This window comes from Microlunatus phosphovorus NM-1, from assembly GCF_000270245.1.
In the GTDB taxonomy this organism is placed as follows: Bacteria; Actinomycetota; Actinomycetes; order Propionibacteriales; family Propionibacteriaceae; genus Microlunatus; species Microlunatus phosphovorus.
On record NC_015635.1, the window covers coordinates 404,209 to 422,532 of the forward strand.

At 67.9% G+C, this 18,324-nt stretch carries 10 protein-coding genes; 4 read left to right on the top strand and 6 right to left on the bottom strand.

The window, feature by feature from the left end; translation table 11 throughout:
- Nucleotides 1–22 precede the first annotated feature (22 nt).
- The 3 genes from MLP_RS01760 to MLP_RS01770 all read right to left on the bottom strand — a co-directional run bounded on the left by MLP_RS01760 (nucleotide 23) and on the right by MLP_RS01770 (nucleotide 3,938).
- Entirely contained in the window at nucleotides 23–832 is an 810-nt protein-coding gene (locus MLP_RS01760) for an eCIS core domain-containing protein (RefSeq protein ID WP_013861274.1), read from the bottom strand.
- A 290-nt stretch (nucleotides 833–1,122) separates the two neighbouring features.
- Complete coding sequence (locus tag MLP_RS01765) at nucleotides 1,123–3,174, bottom strand: ATP-binding protein (RefSeq protein WP_013861275.1); 2,052 nt, start codon at nucleotides 3,172–3,174, stop codon at nucleotides 1,123–1,125.
- Nucleotides 3,171–3,938: a DUF4255 domain-containing protein gene (locus MLP_RS01770; RefSeq protein ID WP_013861276.1), complete on the bottom strand. Its 768-nt coding sequence runs from the start codon at nucleotides 3,936–3,938 to the stop codon at nucleotides 3,171–3,173. The genes MLP_RS01765 and MLP_RS01770 overlap by 4 nt, the downstream gene beginning before the upstream one ends.
- Before the next feature lie 258 nt (nucleotides 3,939–4,196).
- Between MLP_RS01770 and MLP_RS01775 the strand changes: the two genes are divergently transcribed.
- A complete protein-coding gene (locus tag MLP_RS01775) occupies nucleotides 4,197–5,072 on the top strand; it encodes a hypothetical protein (RefSeq protein WP_013861277.1) in 876 nt (291 codons plus the stop codon).
- A gap of 790 nt (nucleotides 5,073–5,862) precedes the next feature.
- Here MLP_RS01775 and MLP_RS25920 read toward each other — a convergent pair.
- Nucleotides 5,863–7,896, bottom strand: a complete 2,034-nt coding sequence (locus MLP_RS25920) for an Hsp70 family protein (protein ID WP_013861278.1) — start codon at nucleotides 7,894–7,896, stop codon at nucleotides 5,863–5,865.
- 91 nt (nucleotides 7,897–7,987) lie between these two features.
- Complete coding sequence (locus MLP_RS01785; protein WP_013861279.1) at nucleotides 7,988–11,167, bottom strand: PT domain-containing protein; 3,180 nt, start codon at nucleotides 11,165–11,167, stop codon at nucleotides 7,988–7,990.
- Nucleotides 11,168–11,387: 220 nt separating this feature from the next.
- Between MLP_RS01785 and MLP_RS01790 the strand changes: the two genes are divergently transcribed.
- A complete protein-coding gene (locus tag MLP_RS01790; RefSeq protein ID WP_041789609.1) occupies nucleotides 11,388–12,935 on the top strand; it encodes a fibronectin type III domain-containing protein in 1,548 nt (515 codons plus the stop codon).
- A 66-nt stretch (nucleotides 12,936–13,001) separates the two neighbouring features.
- Here the strand turns inward: MLP_RS01790 and MLP_RS01795 are convergent, their stop codons facing one another.
- Entirely contained in the window at nucleotides 13,002–14,195 is a 1,194-nt protein-coding gene (locus tag MLP_RS01795) for a zinc-ribbon domain-containing protein (RefSeq protein WP_156820989.1), read from the bottom strand.
- Nucleotides 14,196–14,474: 279 nt separating this feature from the next.
- Between MLP_RS01795 and MLP_RS01805 the strand changes: the two genes are divergently transcribed.
- Together MLP_RS01805 and MLP_RS01810 are read left to right on the top strand one after the other, a co-directional pair.
- Nucleotides 14,475–16,787 (top strand): dynamin family protein, encoded by a 2,313-nt coding sequence (locus MLP_RS01805; protein WP_156820990.1) that lies wholly within the window; start codon nucleotides 14,475–14,477, stop codon nucleotides 16,785–16,787.
- Nucleotides 16,780–18,261, top strand: a complete 1,482-nt coding sequence (locus MLP_RS01810) for a dynamin family protein (protein ID WP_070100511.1) — start codon at nucleotides 16,780–16,782, stop codon at nucleotides 18,259–18,261. The genes MLP_RS01805 and MLP_RS01810 overlap by 8 nt, the downstream gene beginning before the upstream one ends.
- The last annotated feature ends 63 nt before the right edge of the window (nucleotides 18,262–18,324 follow it).

The following is an 18,324-nucleotide window of genomic DNA, read 5'->3' on the forward strand; positions in this document are numbered from 1 at the left end:
CGACGACCGGCGGTGCCGGCGACTACTCCTCGCCCTCCATTTCGGCTTCTTCGCCGTCACGCTGCACGAAGAGTCCTTGGACGGGTTCCTCGGCCTCCTCTTCGGGGGCCTCGCCCTCGCGTTGCACGAACATCCCCTGCACGGAGTCTTCGTCGTGGTCATGGCCGGCATGCCGTTGCACGAAGAGACCCTGGAGTTCTTCCTCCTCGGCCTCACGTTGGACAGCGGGTCCGCTCTTGCTCAGGGTCTGTACGGGAGCAGGACCTGACATCACCCGGTCGGCATTGGCGGAAGCCTCGCGCTCGAACCGGTCCGACGGGTCGCTGACCTTGATCCCGCCCGGCGCCGACGTACCGTCCACGGGTCCACTGCGCTGCTGCACCACATGGGTGAGCTCATGCGCCAGGGTTGTCTTGCCGGCGGTCGACGACGGGTCGTACTGGTCGCGCTGGAAGACGATGTTCGAGCCGACCGTGTAGGCATGGGCATTGACCGCCTGCGCCGATGCCGCTGCGGCGGAGTCGTCGTGCACGCGTACGTCGGAGAAGTCGTGGCCCATCCGGGCCTCCATCTCGCCCCGTACACCGGAGTCCAGCGGTCGGCCGCCGGAGGAGATGACGTCGTGCACCGGAGAACGCTCGTCCTCCAGCAGCTGCGCGACGCCCGCGTTCCCGACGCTGCGCTGCAGTCCCAGCACGTCATCGGCGGTCAGCGCGTCGGTACGCCCCGCGGCGGCCGCTCTGGGCGCATGCGTACGGCTCTCGGTGCTGTCGATTCGTGACGCAGGCGGCCGCATCGTCTCGATGCGCTCGTCGTAATGATGCTCGTGCATGGCCAAACCTCCGCGAGTCAGCGACCCATCTACTGTGGCACGAAACAAGCCCCGCGAACAGGTCCCCGAGGCGGCGCGATCGGGCAGTGATCGATGCGTCAGAGGGCAGCTTGCGTCCTGAGCGCGGAGAACCGGAACTTGTCGGGCCACGCGGTTGAGGGCGACCCCAGGCCAGCCACCGACGCCACTGCGACGGTGGGTTTGAAAGGTGCGCAGATGTAGCTTCAGGCAAACGAAGCTACATCCAGGCACCTCTCAAACCGGCGGGACCGCGAGAAGCTGGCCAGGGGTCAGGCGATCATCGAGAAGTAGCGGCCGAATTCGCGCTCCAACACGAGGCGTCCGAGCTTGCGGTATTCCTGCTCGACGGCGGCGACCAACTGCCGCATCCCCACCGGTACGCCCTCAGCCGCAGCAAGGTACGCAGCCGAGGTCGAGGCGGAGCGGATGCTACCGCCGGCGAAGTCGAAGGACGCCGCCAAGAAGTCGTAGTCGATGTCGTCGGCGAGGGGGAGCGGGGGCGCCAGACACCGTTGCCAGAGCGACCGACGAAGCTCTTCGGTGGGCTCGGGGAAATCGAGGATCGCGTCCAGCCGTCGGGTGAACGCCTCGTCGATGTTCGCTCGCAGGTTGGTGGCCAGCACCGCCAACCCGTCGAAGGTCTCCAACCGCTGCAGCAGATAGGCGCTCTCGATGTTGGCGTACCGATCGTGAGCGTCGCGTACGTCGCTGCGCTTGCCGAAGATCGCATCCGCCTCGTCGAAGAACAGCACCGCATTCACCCCGCCGGCCTCGGCGAAGATGCGCTCCAGGTTCTTCTCGGTCTCCCCGATGTACTTGTCCACCACGGTGGCGAGATTGACGGTGTAGAGATCCAGTCCCAGATCGGAGGCGATCACCTCGGCCGACATCGTCTTGCCGGTGCCGGAGTCGCCGGCGAACAGCGCAGTCACCCCATGCCCCCGACCGCCGCCGCGGCGCATCCGCCAGTCGGTGAGCACGGTGTCTCGATGCCGAGCCCTGGCTGCGACCTCTTTCAGCCCGCGCAGCACGGTGGGTGCCAACACAAGGTCGTCCCAGGTCACCTCGGGTTCGATCCGTCGAGCCAACCGCTCCAGCCCGGCTGCGTTCTGAGCGCGTACGCCGCGGCGCAAGTCCTCCGCCGAGACCGGCCCACCGTTCATCCGAGCCGATGCTTCCGCCGCCCGGACCGCCTTCTGGACCTGTCCGGGACCGAGCGCCAGATGTACCGCCAACGACGCCGGGTCAAGGGCAGGATCGTGCTCGCCGAGCTCGCGCTCCCACAGCACCAGCCGATCCCGGCCCCCGAGCACCGGTGCCTCGGCCAGCAGCGGGCTTTCGTTTGACCACTGCGGGTCCCAGGTGGTCGAGCCGATCAGCAGCACCGGAAGGTCGGTCTCGGTCAGTCGGCGCAACGGCTCCTGCCCGGCCTCGGCGAGCGCCTCCACCGGGTCGGCCACCAGCCCGGCGCCGAGCAGCAACGCCTCACGGATGGCCAGTTCCGCCAGAGTCGCCGCTTCAGCAGCGGAAGCACCGGCCAATCGGCGCAGATCAAGGGTCAACGAGCCCATCCCGGCGGCTGTCAGCGCCGCCACCGCGACCGCCGAGCCGGTGCCGACGACCTGCTCACGCAGATGGACCAGCCGTACTCCGGCGGCCAGCGCCCGGCCGAGCTGGTCCGCGACCGGCGCCCGATAGGGGGCGACCTCGTCGATCAGCCCGGCCAGTCCCGCGGCCGGTGCATCGTCGCCGAGCAGATGAGCGCTGACTCGATCAGGCACCCGGAGCCCACGAGTCAGGAACGGTCGGTCAGGCTCCTCGACCACGATCAGGCCGCGCCGGATCAGCGGTCTGCTCGGCTCCAGCCTGGCTCGGGCGGTGGCCGTCATCGCGGACTCCCCGGCGAGCTGGAGCGCCAGCCCGACAGAGGCACGCCGTCGACTGACATCATCGTTGAGATATCCGTACAGGCGCTCGAACCGGCTGTCCAGATCAGGCAGCAGCGCGATCATCAGCAGTTCGACGTCGACCTCGCTCAGCCCAGCCATTCGGGCGAGCCGGCGCAGTCGCAGCGGACGGCCGCCGGCTTCCACCGCGTCGGCGTCGGCTTCCAGGGCGGCCCGGGCCTCGCGGTCGGATGACTGATCGACCGGCTGCTCGGCCGCCAGCAACCGAGTGACGGTCTCCTCACTGACGTAGAGGCCGCGAAACGGATCGTCCGGCGCAGGGTCGTCGGCGCGCCGCAGCGCAACCAGCTCCCGTACGCGCGCTTCCACCAGTTGGGCTCTGCCGAGCAGGTAGGCGAGGTCGGGTGTGGTCACGTGGCCTTCTTGGGCGGCCGTTTGCGCGCCATCGCCACGCGCGGACCGGGGCGTCCACCGGTCTTGGCGGGTGTGCTGCCAGCAGACGTGCTGGCCGTTGATTGCGCGTCGGAGTCGCTCTTGGCGTCGCCTTCGGATGCCGTGGCGTCGGAGCGATCGGCCGGGGACGTCTTGGTCTCTGTCCCCGGCCAGCCGGCCACGCCGCCCATGGTGATCTCCATCGGCTTCTGGACAGGTGGCCCGACATGGGGCCGCTGACCGCTGTCCATCGGCGTGGTCACGACCAGGTCCAAGGATGGTTTCAGTTCCCCACCCAGCGCGGACCAGACGTCGGCAAAGGCACGGTCCTCCGGCGGCGGCAGCGCGATGGTGATCGGGATCGGCAGCCCGAGCTCGGTCAACGGTCCGGTCAACACATCTCTCGGCAGCGCCTCGTACCGCACGAAGCAGGTCAGTAGGGATGACAGCAGCCGGTGCTCGTCCTCGGGTCGCTGCGTCCAGGCGGTGACCAGATAGGAGAGTTTGAAGTGGCGCGGCGGCAGATGCCTGGAGACGACGACGTTGTTCTCATACACCTGGTGCATGCCCCGCTCGCGGCGGCGCAGGTCCTCGCGGATGTCGTAGAGATAGACATCGATGGTGGGCGAGTTGCGACGTCCCGCCCACTCCCGGGTCGGGGCTTCGAACACGATCTCGACGTCCCGCATGCCGTCGGCTTCTCGCTCGATCAGGGTGCGCAACGCAGAGTCCACCTCGTGGATCACCCCAGCAGCATGCCCGGTCGTGGCCGGTCGATGGCAGGGCCGTTGATCCGATCTCTGGGCACAGATGTCTGCCTCATCGGGCACCCGAGTGCTGAGGCGGATCGTACGGGTTTAGATTTCGCCCATGGCCGGGTCAAATGGTCGCGCTCCGCGCTCCGCGGTCCTGAGCTCCGCGAAGTCTCGCTCGTTCGTCGCGATTCCGTGCGACGAAGAACGTGTCGCCCGGAATCGCTCCTGCACTCCCGAGAGGCTCCGCCCATGACCGGGTCAAATGGTCGCGCTCCGCGCGCTCTGCCACGCTGGCTGGGCCGACTGCTGGCCGTGCTCATGGTGGCAGCCTTCGTCGTGCTGCCGGCGCTGCCGGCCAGTGCCGAGGAGCCGCCGGGACTGGAATGGTCGATCAGCATCGACGGGCGCAACCTCGAGACCGTGACTCGTACCGATCCACTGCAGCTCGGCAGCTCCGATTCGGCGCGAGTGCAGCTTGACCTGACCAATGGGGGCGCGGAGGAGTTGAAGATCCGCAGTGTCCGGATTGAAGGTCAGGTGATCGGGATGACCTTCTTCAGCTACACGACCCGTCTCGACATCGTCGTACCCGCTGGTCAGCAGACTCAGCGCCGCTTCGACATTGACATCAGCGATCTCAGCCGCCAGGCGACCGGGCTGTTGCCGACCTCGGCTGTCTTGATCGGACCGGATCGCAAGACGGTCGCCGAGAAGAGCTTTCCGGTAGACGTCCGCGGCTCGGCGGTGTCGATCTACGGAGCCTTCGGCCTGGCCATGGCGGGGATCACGGCGGTCGTGCTGGCCGGTCTGCTGCTCGCCATCCGCCGCCGACAGCTGCCGACCAACCGCTGGCAGCGAGGATTGCGATTCCTGCCCTCCGGGCTCGGGATCGGTGTGGTGCTGACCTTCACCCTGTCGGCGCTCCGGCTCCTGGTGCCGAATGCCTGGTGGTGGCTGCCGATCCTGCTGCTGTTCGGCGGCGGGGCCTTCCTGCTCGGCTACTTCCTGCCGCTTGGCTCAGGCGATGAGCAGCCCTCCGAGGATGACTCGGACTCTCCTGATGGGGAGTCGGACGAGGAGAAGGCTGAGCTGTCGGAGCTGTTCGAACAGCAGCAAGGCAACTGATCGGATCACGTCCTCGACTTCGCACCATTTCGGGTGGCCCGCACCATATTCGGGTGGTCGGTTCTCGACTTCGCACCAACTGATGCGACTGCGCACCGGGTACACGTGGTGCGCGGTGACAGCAAATGGTGCGAAGTCGATGCGGGATCTAAGGCGGTCGGCGGTAAAGGCGGGTGCAGGCCAGTCCCTCTCGGCCTGTCCGCTCGGCGCCGGTCCTCGCGAGAAGGAGGTTTGGCACCTGTTTCGGCCGTGAACAGGTGCCTTGCCTCCTTCTCGATCAGCGATCCCACCCGACAGAGCCAGAAGTCACCGCTCCGGCGCTGATCTGTGGCCCGGTGGCGCGAGACGTACGCCGCGCACGCGTAAATGGTGGTCGTTTGTGGCCCGGTGGTGCGAGACGTACGCCGCGTACGCCCGGTCAGCGATCGTCCGTGGCCCGGCGGCGCAAAACGTACGCCGTACCCGCCCGGCCAGCGGCCGTCCGTGGCCCGGTGGCGTGAGAGGTACGTCGTGTGCGCCCGGGTCAACGATCGTCCGTGGCCCGGCGGCGCGAAACGTGCGCCGTGCACGCGCAAGTGGTGGTCGTCGTTGGCCCGGCGGTGCGAAACGACTCAGCATTCCGAGAGCCGCGTACATCTCTGGCCCGGCGGCGCCAGCCGGACCGGCGACCGCAGGTCACACCACCCCAATCCCCACTTCGCACCAACTGGGTCAACCTCGCACCTCGCGTACCTGGTGCGCAGTCGCAGGAAATGGTGCGCAGTGCGAGACGGCGGCGCCGGCGCACGGGTCAGCGGGTTGGGCTGGGGCGTTCTCGGGGTGGCCAGACGAAGGCCAGCAGGCCGACTGCCGCGCAGACCAGGACGATGATGCCGAGTGCGGTCGGGACCTGTGGCAGGCGATCGCCGATCACCCAGGTGGCCAGCACGCCGGCGATCCCGAGCGCGATCCCGGAGCCGATCAGGCCGATCACATCACCGGACTTGGCGCGGATCCGGCGGCGCCGGATCGGGCGCAGGATCGACTCCATGTAGGCGATCGAGAACAGCGCGGTCAACGCGAGCGCGCCGAACGGAATGCTGAGCCACCGTCGGGGACTCCAGCGTTCGGCGGCAGAGAGGACGACTTCGCGGGGACCTGCGGCACTGGTGATCTCGGCTCGCGTGGGACCGGCCAGGAAGACACTCCGACTGTGCAGGTCGAAGGCCTTCGCCTTGATCGGCTCCGGCGGCCGCATCAGCGAGATTCCGAAGATGGTCGGCGTCAGTGCGGCATCCTTCGGGAGCCCAGCCGCGGATACCTTGAAGTCGTCGTTCCAGGTCATCCCCGACTTGTCCGCGGTCGCACCGAACAGCATCAGCAGGATCGCCCCGACGGCGCACACTGCCGAGATCAGCCGATAGACCGGTACGCCACCGCGGGAGCGTGCTGCCGGAGGTGCTGCACCGGAGGCCGCCGCAGGCGCCGGAGCTTCGGGTGGCGGCGGGGTCACCGCCGCGGGGGGCACCGGTGAGGGTGTCGGCGTGACGGGTGCCGCGACTGGCACGGCTGGCACAGATGATTCGGCACTAGTCGGAGCCGGAGCAGCGGTCGGTGCCGGAGCAGGAGTCGTCGGAGCAACGGACGGCGTCACGGCAGCGGCCGGAGAGGGAACGGACGCGGCGGGGGCCGGCGCGGCGGTGGGCGTCGGTGCCATCGCCGCGGTCTGGATCACGGGCTCGCTCGGACGTGCCGGTGCCTCGGTCGAGGATCCAGCACTCCCGGCGTCGAGGCTCGCCCCCAGCAAGGCGGCCCCCATCGCGACACAGAGCTTGGGCTGTGGCGAGAGGACGGCCGGCCGCCCGAACCGCTGGGTGATCCGCTCGCTGATCAGGGGTACGCGAGACGAGCCGCCGACCAGCACAATGGCCGCGAGCTCGTCGGTAGCCACCCCCGATCGGCGGATCACCCGGTCGAGGACGTCCAAGGTGTCGCCGATCAACGGGCCGATGAGCTCGTTGAACTCGGCGCGGGTCAGCCGTACCCGGGTCGTCTGACCGCCCAGGGTGATGGGCACGATCGTCTCGGTCTCGCTGGAGAGCGCCTCCTTGGCCTCCGTACAGCTCCGTCGGAGCTGGGCCAGACCGAGCAGGGTCTCCGGGTCGTCCGGATCGAGCCCATCCGCCTCGATGCTGCGGCTGACCCGCTCGAACACGGCCTCGTCGAAGTCGACACCACCGAGCTGCTCCACGCCGTCGGGAGCGCCCAGCACCTCGAAGCTGCCACCCGGCCCACGTCGGAGGACGGCCGCATCGAAGGTCCCGCCGCCGAGGTCGTACACCGCGATGGACTGCCCCTCCGCCACCCGGCGGGTCGACGCAAAGTGCAGCGCGGCCGCCTCGGGTTCGGTGCAGACGGTGATCGGATAGTCGGCGTTGAGCGCGGTGACCTGGCTCATCAGCTCCCGGCGATACGGTCCCCAGTTGGCGGGGCAAGTCACGATCACCCGGTCCGGCTCCTCGCCCTGGCCGTTCACGACCTGCTCGATCGTCCAGCTGAGCAGGGCCTTGGCGCAGGCGTGCGCCGACAGCGGGGTGCCGCCGACGAAGATCGGGGTCTGGTCGCCCATCCGCCGCTTGAACTCGCGGGCGATCCGCTCCGGCTCGGTGGTTGCCCGGCGCTCCGCCGACTCACCGCAGCGGAAGGTGCCGTCGATCCCCTGATAGATCACCGACGGCGCCTGGGGGGACCGGTCTCCCAGGGTGATGACCTCGGCGTGCGAACCGTCGCTGACTGCGGCCGCCGTGTATGTCGTACCCAGGTCGATGCCTAGTGCGTACCCCATTCGGACCCCCGTACCTGTGTGTTCGGCCGTGGCCACCGCGGCCGCGGGAGCGGACTGGGATGGTCACCGGATGTTAGCAACAGCTCAATGGTTAGTACGGCCGTCGGGGGAGGAAGGAGATGACCCCCTTGGCGACCAGCACGAAGAACACCAGGATCGATCCGGTGGTCAGACCCGCGGTGGCCAGCGCTCCGCCGGCCCTGTCCACCTGAGGTGCGGTGATGTCGACGTTGGGGTCACCGATCGTCGTGCCGCAGCTGGAGTGGATGACATAGCGACCGAGCGGCAGATCGGGCACCGCGGCACGGAGGTAGAAGCTTCCGTCGCCGGCAGCCCTGGTCTTGCCCAGTTCCCGATCGCCGAGGTTGACCGTCACCTGCTCGCCGCGCTTGCACCCGGTGCCGGACAGCTGGATATCGCCGCCTGGCCGCCCCACTTCTGGTCCGTCGACCATGGTGCTGGTGGCCGGCAGGTCATCAGTCGGCTCCTCGGTCGGTTCGGTGGTCGGCTCCTCGGTGGGTTCATCGGTCGGCTCGTCGGTTGGCTCTTCGGTCGGTTCCTCCGAGGGCTCATCGGTGACCGGCGGCTCGGTCGGCGGTTCGGTGATGGTGACCGGTGGCTCGGTGATCACGGTCGGCGGTGGGGTCACGGGTGGTGCTTCCCAGATGTGCTCAGCCGTGTCTCGCTGCGGTTGTACGTCGACCTGTTCGGTTGCGGTGAGCTCGTCGGTGCCCGCCACGGAGCGCGTCCAGGTGAAGGTGGCCTCACCGGCCGCGTCGTCGGTCTTCTTGGTGATCGTCCTGGTGGGCTGGCCAGACACCGAGTGATTGATCGTCAGTTCGATCTCCTGGCCGCCTACCGCGTCCCCGTCATGGGTGAGGCGGGCCGTCACACTGGCCTGATTGCCCGTGGTGCTGGTGGCGGTGCTCGGCGTGAGCACGAGCTTGGGTACGAACCAGCGGTGCGTGATCTCCGGGGATTCCACCACACCGCAGCCGTACGGGGTGGTCGCCGAGATGATGTTAGGCGCGGTTCCCCTGCCGGTGAAGGTCAGCTTGGCGACACCGTTCTTGTTGGTCTTGACGGTCCGGCTGGGAGTGGTGCCGAGGAAAGTCACCGGCGTGCCGGCCGCGGCGCGGACATTCGGGCGCTCGTACACCGTTGCGGTCATGGTGACGGAGGTGCCGGCACGGCTGAGACTCGAGGACTGAGTGAGCGCGATCGACAGGGGCGTCGGGGTCCATTTGTGCGTCGTCGTGTCCGACGCCGGCTTGAACACGCCGACCTCTTCGGCCTTGACGTTGTCGATGCCCGTGGCATTTCGGGTCAGCTCGACCTCGGCTCGTCCTTCGCCATTGGTGCGCGCTTCCTTGACGACCACGGGAAGCTCACACTTGGAGTCGGTCAGCGTGAACGTGAACCTGACCAGTTGATCGGAGAGCGGGATCGTATTCTCGGGGAGGTTGGCTGTTGTCACCTTCTTGTCCCCGGCGCGGATGCCGCCGGACGGACCGCTACCCAGCTTGAGGCGTTCAGCACTGATCCGCTCGTTCAGATCGATCCCGCCGCCCTCGTTGGGGTACGTCCGGCCGACATCAGCAGTGAAGGTGACGTCCTTTCGCGCCTGGGACTCTGCGGCCTTGGGCTCCAGGTCGAGCTGTGTCTCCCACCAGTAGTGGTAGTTCCACGCGTCCACAGACTGTTGGTCGCACCCAAGCACGGCGCCGGCGTTGATCCCGACCCAGGTCTCGCTGGTGCGAGAGATCTCGATGCTGGCGTCGCCGTTGGCATTGGTGGACACCGTGGCCAGGAGGGTCTCGTCGCTCAGGAAGAAGTCGACATCCACATTGGGTAGTGGGTCCTCGCTGTCGTTGCTGAGATGGGCAGTGAACCGAACCCGAGTGCCGACGCGGCTCTCGTAAGTGGGTGTTGACAAGGTCAGGTTGCCGCTGTCGTCCGGCAGACTCACCCAGCGGTGCGTGGTGGAGGCCGTCGCCAGCTCCACCTCGGGGCCGGATTGGGGTGGGACCTCGGTCACGTCGATCGTCTTGTTGTCCCCCGGCACGCCGGTGATCGTCACCGTCGTGGTGCCATCCTGGTCGGTGAACGGAGGGTTGAGGGGATCCGCCAGCCCGCTGACGCGGAACTCCAGGTCGACGTACGGCAGTGGCCAGCCCTCATCGGTGACGATCACCGTGACCGGATGCTCCTCGTTCCCGAGGGAGGCGCTGGCGGGCGTTAGGAAGGTGATCGTCGGCTGCCACCAGTGCACAGTCTTCGCGGCATACCGTCCGTCCGAACCCAACCGGGCTCCGATGACCTTCGCGCCTGGGCTCGATGGCGAGGCATACACGTACCGGTCGTTGTCGTCGGCGTCAGCCCAGCCGGTGCCTGTCCAGTACTCCAGGCCGGAGAGGACCGCGGAGTCGTCGGAATCGAACCCCACCGAGGCGCTGATCGGAGCGCCGCGCCGCTGGTCGAAGGCAACGACCCACAGGTCTGTGATGGCGGGATCGCCGCCGTCTCCGGACCACGTGTGGCTGGTCACTACGCTGGCCTCGAAATTGCCGGAGTTAGTGGCGGCGGCCTTGGTGGCGGTAACCGTGACCTGTTCGATTCCTGGCGCAGCGCCTTCCCATTCGACGCTGAACCTGCCGTCGGCGTCCGTCTCGGTGTCGATGGTCGACGTGGCGGCGTTCGAGGTCAGACTGTCGATCGTCACCCGGACAGTGGCGTCCGGCACCCTCGTGTTGCCGAGCCGCACGTCACCAGTCAACTCGAAGGGGTCGTCGCCTGGTGTGTCGCGTGCGTCCGGCACACCCTCGTCCAGAATGATCGCCGACGTCCACCATTCGTGCGTGACGAAGGCGGTCATTCCCTCGGCGGTGCAACCCGGACTGACCACGGTGGCAGTGATCGTGTCGCTTGCCTCCACCGGGCTGGCGGTCCGGTAGGTCGCCACGCCATTGACGGCCCTGATTGGTCCGCTGGACCACCCACCACTGCGGGTGCCCGAGAAGGTGATGAACCAGCCGTCCGGAAGCTCTGGCAACGGGGCGTTGTCCGGTGCCTTGAGCGTTGCGGTCAGCGTGACCTCGGTGCCGATCACACTATCGGCGGAACTCTGCTCCAGTGTGAGTGTGACGTCCAAGGGTGAGGCAGCGGCCGCCGGGAGCGGGCTCAGCGGCGGCAGGCCGAGGGCGATCCCGGCGAGGATGAGCGCCAACAGGGCGCCGAGCACCCGGCGTACCGCTCGCCGACCTGAACCCACTCGTCGGCCCGAACCCAACCGTCGACCTGAGCCCGGGCATGGCGCAGAACGTCTGCGCCCTGTCCCGGGCCCGACGCTGGTCGCCACGGATAGAACTTAGATGACAGGAATCTATCTGTCGACGGCGGAATTGATCCCGGCCCTCGAGAACTGGTCGGCGATTGCCCGATCGGGCAGCAGACCCTGCCGTAACTCAATTCATTCGCCCTATGCTGACCGCGTGACCGACCCCATCGTCTCGATCGATCTCGACCATGTGGCGGTCGAGCCCGGCGGTCAGGCTTCGGTGACTGTGACGGTCAGGAATCCCGGCACGATTGTCGAGGGCTATCAGATCGAGGTCGTGGGCGAGGGAGTCTCCCAGTGGGCTGATGTGCTGCCTCCCGAGGTCTCGGTCTATCCGCAGCAGGAAGCCACCGCGGTGATTGTGTTCAGCCCACCCGGCGGGACAGGGGCGCCCGGCGGCACCTGGCCGTTCGGGATCCGCGTGCGGTCGACCGAGGACGCCGATGCCAGCGCGGTGGCGGAGGGCGACCTGGAGATCGGCAAGGTCTTCGGCCTGCAGGCCAAGCTGCTGCCGGTGAATTCCTCCGGCCGGTGGAACGGGCGCCACGTCATTCAGATCACCAACTGGGGCAATTCGCCGGTGACCTTGAAGCTCTCCGCCACTGATGCCGACCAGGCGCTCGGTTTCATGATCCGACCGGACGTGGTCGAGTTGCCCCTCGGCGGCACGGCGACCGCTCGGCTCTGGGCGAAGACGAAGTCGCCGACGTTGCGTGGCACTGCGACCCGGATCCCGTTCACGGTCGCCGGCGAGCGCCAGGGTGCGCCGCCTCCGCAGGCCCCGCCGACACCGTACGGAGGGAGTCTCGATCGGCCGACCGTCGATGGCGCGTTCAACCAGAAGCCGATCCTCACCAAGACCTCCGTGATGGTCGCTGTGCTCGCTTTGCTGGGCATCGGTGGTGGGGTGGCCTGGCTGCTGACCCACCCGCTGGTCGAGGAGTCGACGTTCGCCGAACTCGGTCCGCCTCCCGCGCCCGCGGCGGTCAAGGTCGACGCGCTGGGGCCGGAATCATTGCGGGTCGGTTGGGCTGCGGTGCCTGACGTCACGGCCTACACCGTGGTCGAGGTGCTTGCCGACGGCAGCCGCACTGGGTCGAAGGACGTCACGGCGACTGACAATGCCCTGACATTCGAGGGGTTGAAGCCGGCTACTGAGGTCTGCTACGCCGTGCAGGCAAAAAGGGACAAATTGCTGGGGCCGTTCTCCGAGAAGGAATGCGGGACGACGGCCGCGTTGGCTGCCAGCCCGTCACCGACGGATGGCGGCTCCGGGTCGCCCTCGGAGTCAGCGTCGACCGGGGATCCTGGCTCTCCGTCGGAGAGTGGCGAGCCGTCGCAGGAACCGACCTCCGCCACCAGCACAGGTCCCGGCAACGTGCCGGTCAATCCCAGCAAGGTCCCGACCGGTGCCGCGACGACGGCGAATCCCGACTTCAAAGGCAAGTGGTTTGCCGCAGACTTCTGGGATCCCAACGTGTCCATCTTCGACCCGGCGGACCGGCTCGCCAAGTTGCAGGCTGTCGACAAGCGGGCCGGGATTGTGTCGAGTGATCTCTATCCGCAGATAACGCTCAACCTCCAGGCCACCAATTGGGTGCTCTTCATCGGCCCGTTTGACACCAGAGCCGAGGCCGAAGCCGCATGTCCCACCGTCAAGAAGGTCCAGCCGGGCTGCCTTTCGATCCAGCTTGATCCCTGAGCCGTGTTGTCGCTCGCCGTTCGCGCTCGCGACCGGCCGAGCAGATCCGGGGTGACGACAACAGGGTCAGTTGACCGGGGGCCTTGACTCCAGGGTGATCTCGGTGAAGGCCAGCAGATCCTGGCCACCCTCGGGTGGCTCCGGGGGGTACGCAGTCTGCACCGAGATTCGGATCGACTCCACCTGACTCTTGGTGTCCAGCTTGATGGTCTGCTTTTCCACGTTCTCGAGTTCGATGTCCTTGCACTGATCCGAGTACGCGACCCAGATCTTCTTCGGGCGGTACTGCAGGAGCCGGTTGGGGTCCTTCTCGCGCAGGCCCGCCCAGATCTCGATCTGTTTGATCCGAGCGGGCGCGAACGACAGGTTGATCACCGGCGTCGTGGGTGGCACCTGGCACGGGCTCCCCTGGGTCGTCGGGGTCCACGTCATCTTCCAGGACTTGGCGGTGCGGTCCAACAGGGCATCCGGTGTGGAATCGGCCGCCGACGCATCGGGCGGGATGATCTCCGCCTGAACATTGGGCACGGTGACGATGGCTCTGCGGAGGTCGTAGTACCGCGCGACGAAGAACGCCTTGGGGGAGCGGCCGATGGCGTAGAGACCACCGCCGATCAACGTCAGCGCCAGGATCGAGATGATCACGCGACGCCAGCGGTAGAGCGGCGGCAGGCTGCGCCGGTACGCCCGGCGTGCCACTCGGTCCTTGCTGTCCCACAGCCGAGACCACCAGGTATCGCGCCTCTGCGTCGGCCGGGTCACCGGTGCGTCGCCGCCGGGCTTGATGAACTGCTCCCCACAGTGCGCACAGAAGCGGCGTTTCGGATCGATCGGGCGGCCGCAGCGCGGGCAGCCGTGGGCAGCGCTGGCCATGCTGACCACGGGCACGTCCGGTGTGAGGTCCACCGGCGTCGGCTGATGCGCCGGCTGAGTCGACTGGGTCGGGGCCGGTGTGGGCGGGGGCGCTGGTCGGGCTGCCGGGGCGGCTGCCGCGACGGGTGCCGGCGTGCTCGCCGACGGCGGTGCGGCAGGGGGTACCGCCGGTGCGGACGTCCTGGTCACCGGTGGCAGCTGCTGGGTGACCTCGTTGGCCTCCTCGGCGTCCGAATCTTGCCACTCCAGGTATGCCCCGCAGAAGAGGCAGAACTGCGCGCCGGCCTTGTTCGACTCGCCACAGTCCTCGCAGATCACGTACCGAGTGTCCAGCACCCCGGTGGGCTCCGTCGAGAGGGATCGCTCTCCGGCCAAGGAATTTGGCACCAACGGGCAATCCGACGCAACCGTGCGGCCGGTCGGTAGGGAAAGAGAGAGGTCGCGGCGTACGTGTTGCGCCGCCGGGCCACGGACGAGCGCTGGCCGTGCGGGGAATGCGTACGTGTTGCGCCCGCGGGCCACGGACGCTCGTGAGAGCAGCCGGTCCGGAAGTCCGGTCCGCGGGCAGATCAGGGTTGGTACTCCGACGCGGTAGCCTGCCAGCACAAGATCGCCGGCCGAACGAGTTGTTTGGCCGACCAGACGTTCGACCATCAGGATGGGGACGTGATCACCTGCGCCAACTGCGGCACTGAGAACGAGCCCGACTCGGTGTTCTGCAGCGCATGCAATCACTTCCTGCAGTGGGAGGAGCCGGTCAGCGAATCGCGCCCTCGCCGTCGGCGGACCTCGTCGGATCTGGTCGCCGCACTCAATCCGGTGCCGACACCCGAACCGGAGCCCGAGCCCGAGCCGACACCCGAGCCCGAGCCAGTTCCACCGGAACCAGAGCCACCGGCGCCGGAGCCGGTTCCACCGGAACCAGAGCCCGAGCCGGCCCCGCCACTTCCTGAACCCGAGCCGGAACCCCAGCCGGCACCCCATCCCCAGCCGGCGCCCGAGCCGACTCCACCGGTACCCGCGCCCGAGCCGGCGCCGCCGCGGATCCCGGCACCAACGCCGCGCTTGGCAGCCAAGCCGGCGCCCATCGCGCCGACTCCCGAGCAAACGACCAAGCCCGCGAAACCACGAGCCGGCAATCCGAACTCGAGTGTGCAGGAGATCATCGCGGCGATCGACACAGGTCGGGAGATCGCGGCCAGCCAGGGCCGTAGCGACCTCGATCAGCACCTGGACGAGACCAAGAAGCGGCTCGCTGCCGAGCAGATCCAGGTGGTCTTCTGCGGCCAGTTCAAGGTCGGCAAGTCGACCATGATCAACGCCTTGCTGCAGCGCGCGGTCTGCCCGGTCGACGCCGATGTGGTCACCGCCGTGCCGACCGTCGTCAGGTACGCGGACAAGCCCAAGGTCACCACCTATGTCCGATCCGAGGACGGCAGCCGGATCGAGGAGCGCGAGCGCCCGGTCGGCGAGATCGACCTGCTGGTCACCGAAGAGGCGGATCCGTCGGACCCGGAGCGGGAGCGAGTGGTCGAGGTCGGGCTGCCGCACCGCATGCTGCGCAGCGGGCTGGCGGTGGTGGACACCCCTGGTGTCGGCGGGCTGGACTCGGCGCATGGCTTCCTCACCCTCGGCGCACTCCGCCATGCCAAAGGGGTCGTGTTCGTCACCGATGCTGCTCAAGAGCTCACCGGTCCGGAGCTGTCGTTCCTCAAGACGGCGGTCGAACGCTGCCCGACCACGGCCGTGGTGGTGACCAAGACCGACCTCTATCCGCACTGGCGCCGGATCATGGAACTCGACCGCCAGCACCTCGAGAAGGCCGGCCTTGATCTGCCGCTGTTCGCGGTGTCATCGTTTCTGCGGCTACGGGCGGCCCGTGACCCCGAGCTCAACGCGGAGTCCGGTTTCGGTGAGCTGGTCACCTTCCTGGCCCGCGACGTGGTGGCCAAGACCCGTGAGCAAGCCGCGAAGACCGCGGCCGCCGAGGTCGACTTCGTTGCCAGCCAGCTGGAGCAGCAATCGCAAGCCGAGCGGGCCGTCATCGCCTCGCCGCAGTCCAGCGAACAGGTCGTGCAGGAACTGGATCGGGTCCAGGAGCAGGCCAAACGCTTGATCCACCCGACCGCGACCTGGCAGCAGACATTGTCCGACGGCATCCAGGACCTGGTGGCCGACGTGGAGCACGATCTGCAGGCTCGGCTGCGTACCGTCATCCACGACGTCGAAGAGGTGATCGACTCCGGTGACCCGAAGGACACCTGGTCCGACACCGAGGTGTGGCTGCGCCGCCAGATCGCGATCGTCACCGTGGCCAACAGGGATCTGCTGACCGAACGCGTTGAGCAGCTTGCGCAGGACGTCGCCTTCCATTTCGAGCTGCCGGAGGGCGCCAAACTGGTCCTTCCGCTGGCCGGCCATGCCCATGTCGATTCGGTCACTCTCGCCCCGGCGTCCTCGTTGGCGATGCCGGGCGGCAAGCTGGCGCCGCTGATGGTGGCCGCTCGTAGCAGCTTCTATCTGCCGATGATGCTCGGCACCCTCGCCGCGAACCTGATGGGCGGCGGCCTGGTGATCCACCTGGCGATGGCTGGCGTGTCGCTCGTCCTCGGCGGCGGTATCGGCAAGAAGATCATCGGCGACGAGCAGAAGCGGCAGCGCACCTATCGGCAGCAGCAGGCCAAGGCGGCGGCGCGGCGGTTCATCGATGAGGTGGCGTTCACGCTGAACAAGGAGACACGCGACGTCCTACGCACCGCGCAGCGGCACCTCCGAGACGACTTTCAGGGTCGCGCGGCCCAGCTCGAGCGGTCGGCGTACGAGGCGATAGAGGCCGCGCGCCGGCTCCGCGGTCTGGACGAGACCCAGCTGGCGGCCCGGGAACGGGAGCTGACCGATCGCGAGGGCCGACTGGGCTCGGTCCGGGCCGCGGCACGCGATGTCGCCGGCGCACGGGAGCCGGTGGGCAGCCGTGGCTGATGCACTGGTGGACAGCCTCGCCGAGCTGCTCGATCGGGCGGTGTCGAGTGCCCGCACCGCCGATGCCCGAGCCCGGCTGACCGACGCCCGTGAACGGCTCGAAGGGCCGCTCCGGCTGGCCATCGCAGGCAAGGTGAAGGCGGGCAAATCAACCTTGTTCAACGCCATCCTCGGCGAGGAGCTGGCGCCGACCGATGCGGGCGAGTGCACGAAGATCGTCACCTGGTATCGCGAAGGGAACTCGCCGCAGGTGACGGTCTATCCGTTGAGCGGCGGCGCCGTGCCACGTCCCTGGTCGCGTGACTCCGGAGCGCTGGACGTCGATCTGGGCCAGTTGCCGGCCAGCGCTGTGGACCGGATCGAGGTCAGCTGGCCGACCAGCAAGCTCCGTACGCTGACCATCTTGGACACCCCCGGGATCGCTTCGATCTCGGCCGACATCTCAGCTCGTACGCAGCGGGTGCTGGCCGCGGAAGACGGGCGGCCGCCGGTCGCCGACGCGGTGCTCTATCTGATGCGGCACACGCATGCCAGCGACGTCCGGTTCCTGGAGTCGTTCCACGACGACGAGCTGGCTCATGGCACGCCGATGAACTCGGTCGGTGTGTTGTCCCGAGCCGACGAGATCGGGTCGTGCCGGCTGGATGCCATGGAGGTCGCGGATCGGATCGCCCGCCGCTACGAGGCCGATCCTCGGCTGCGCCGGCTGTGTCCGGTGATCGTGCCGGTGAACGGTCTGCTGGCCTTTGCCGCGACCACGTTGCGTGAGATCGAGTACGCGATGCTGGCCACCCTGGCCCGAGGGGATCGCGGCGAGGTGGAGCAGTTGTTGCTGACCGCGGACCGCTTCCTGCACCGCTCCACCGGTGTGCCGCTCACCGAGATCGAGCGTGAGCACCTGATGGACCGGATGGGTCTGTACGGGATCCGGTTGTCGGTGGAGCTGATTCGGGCGGGCTTCGTCACCTCGGCCATCGAGCTCTCGTCCGAACTGGTCGACCGCAGTGGCCTGACCCGGCTCCGCGCGGTGCTGACCAGGCAGTTCGAGCAGCGTAGCCGCATCCTCAAGGCTCGCTCGTCGCTCGCGGTGCTGACCGACGTGCTGCGCAACGGCGGTTGTACGGACGGGGATGCCTTGCTGGCCACGGTCGAGCATCTGTCGGCGAGCACCCACGAGTTCGAGGAGGTCCGGTTGCTCAGCGCACTACGGAGCGGCCAGATCGAGGTCCGACCCGAGCGAGCAGTCGAGCTCGATCGGCTACTGGGCGGCAGCGGTCACGCTCCCGCCATCCGCCTTGGGCTGGCCGAGAGCGCCACGGCGCCGGAGATCCGAGGTGCAGCGCTGTCGTCGCTGGCCAGCTGGCAGCGACTGGCCGAGCACCCGCTGTCCGGACGTCAGGTCAAGATGGCGGCAAGGGCCGCGGTTCGTACCCTGGAAGGCATGGTTGCCGCACACAGTTCGACCGCTGAATAGCACTGCCGGGGTTTGAATTGCGCAAATCTTGGTAATTGTTGGCCTGACTCGAGTGTGGTGGCC

Excerpts from the sequence above, each read along its gene's own strand:
- MLP_RS01760 (WP_013861274.1), bottom strand. The coding sequence starts at position 832 with ATGCACGAGCATCATTACGACGAGCGCATCGAGACGATGCGGCCGCCT.
- MLP_RS25920 (WP_013861278.1), bottom strand. The coding sequence starts at position 7,896 with ATGGGGTACGCACTAGGCATCGACCTGGGTACGACATACACGGCGGCC.
- MLP_RS01775 (WP_013861277.1), top strand. The coding sequence starts at position 4,197 with ATGACCGGGTCAAATGGTCGCGCTCCGCGCGCTCTGCCACGCTGGCTG.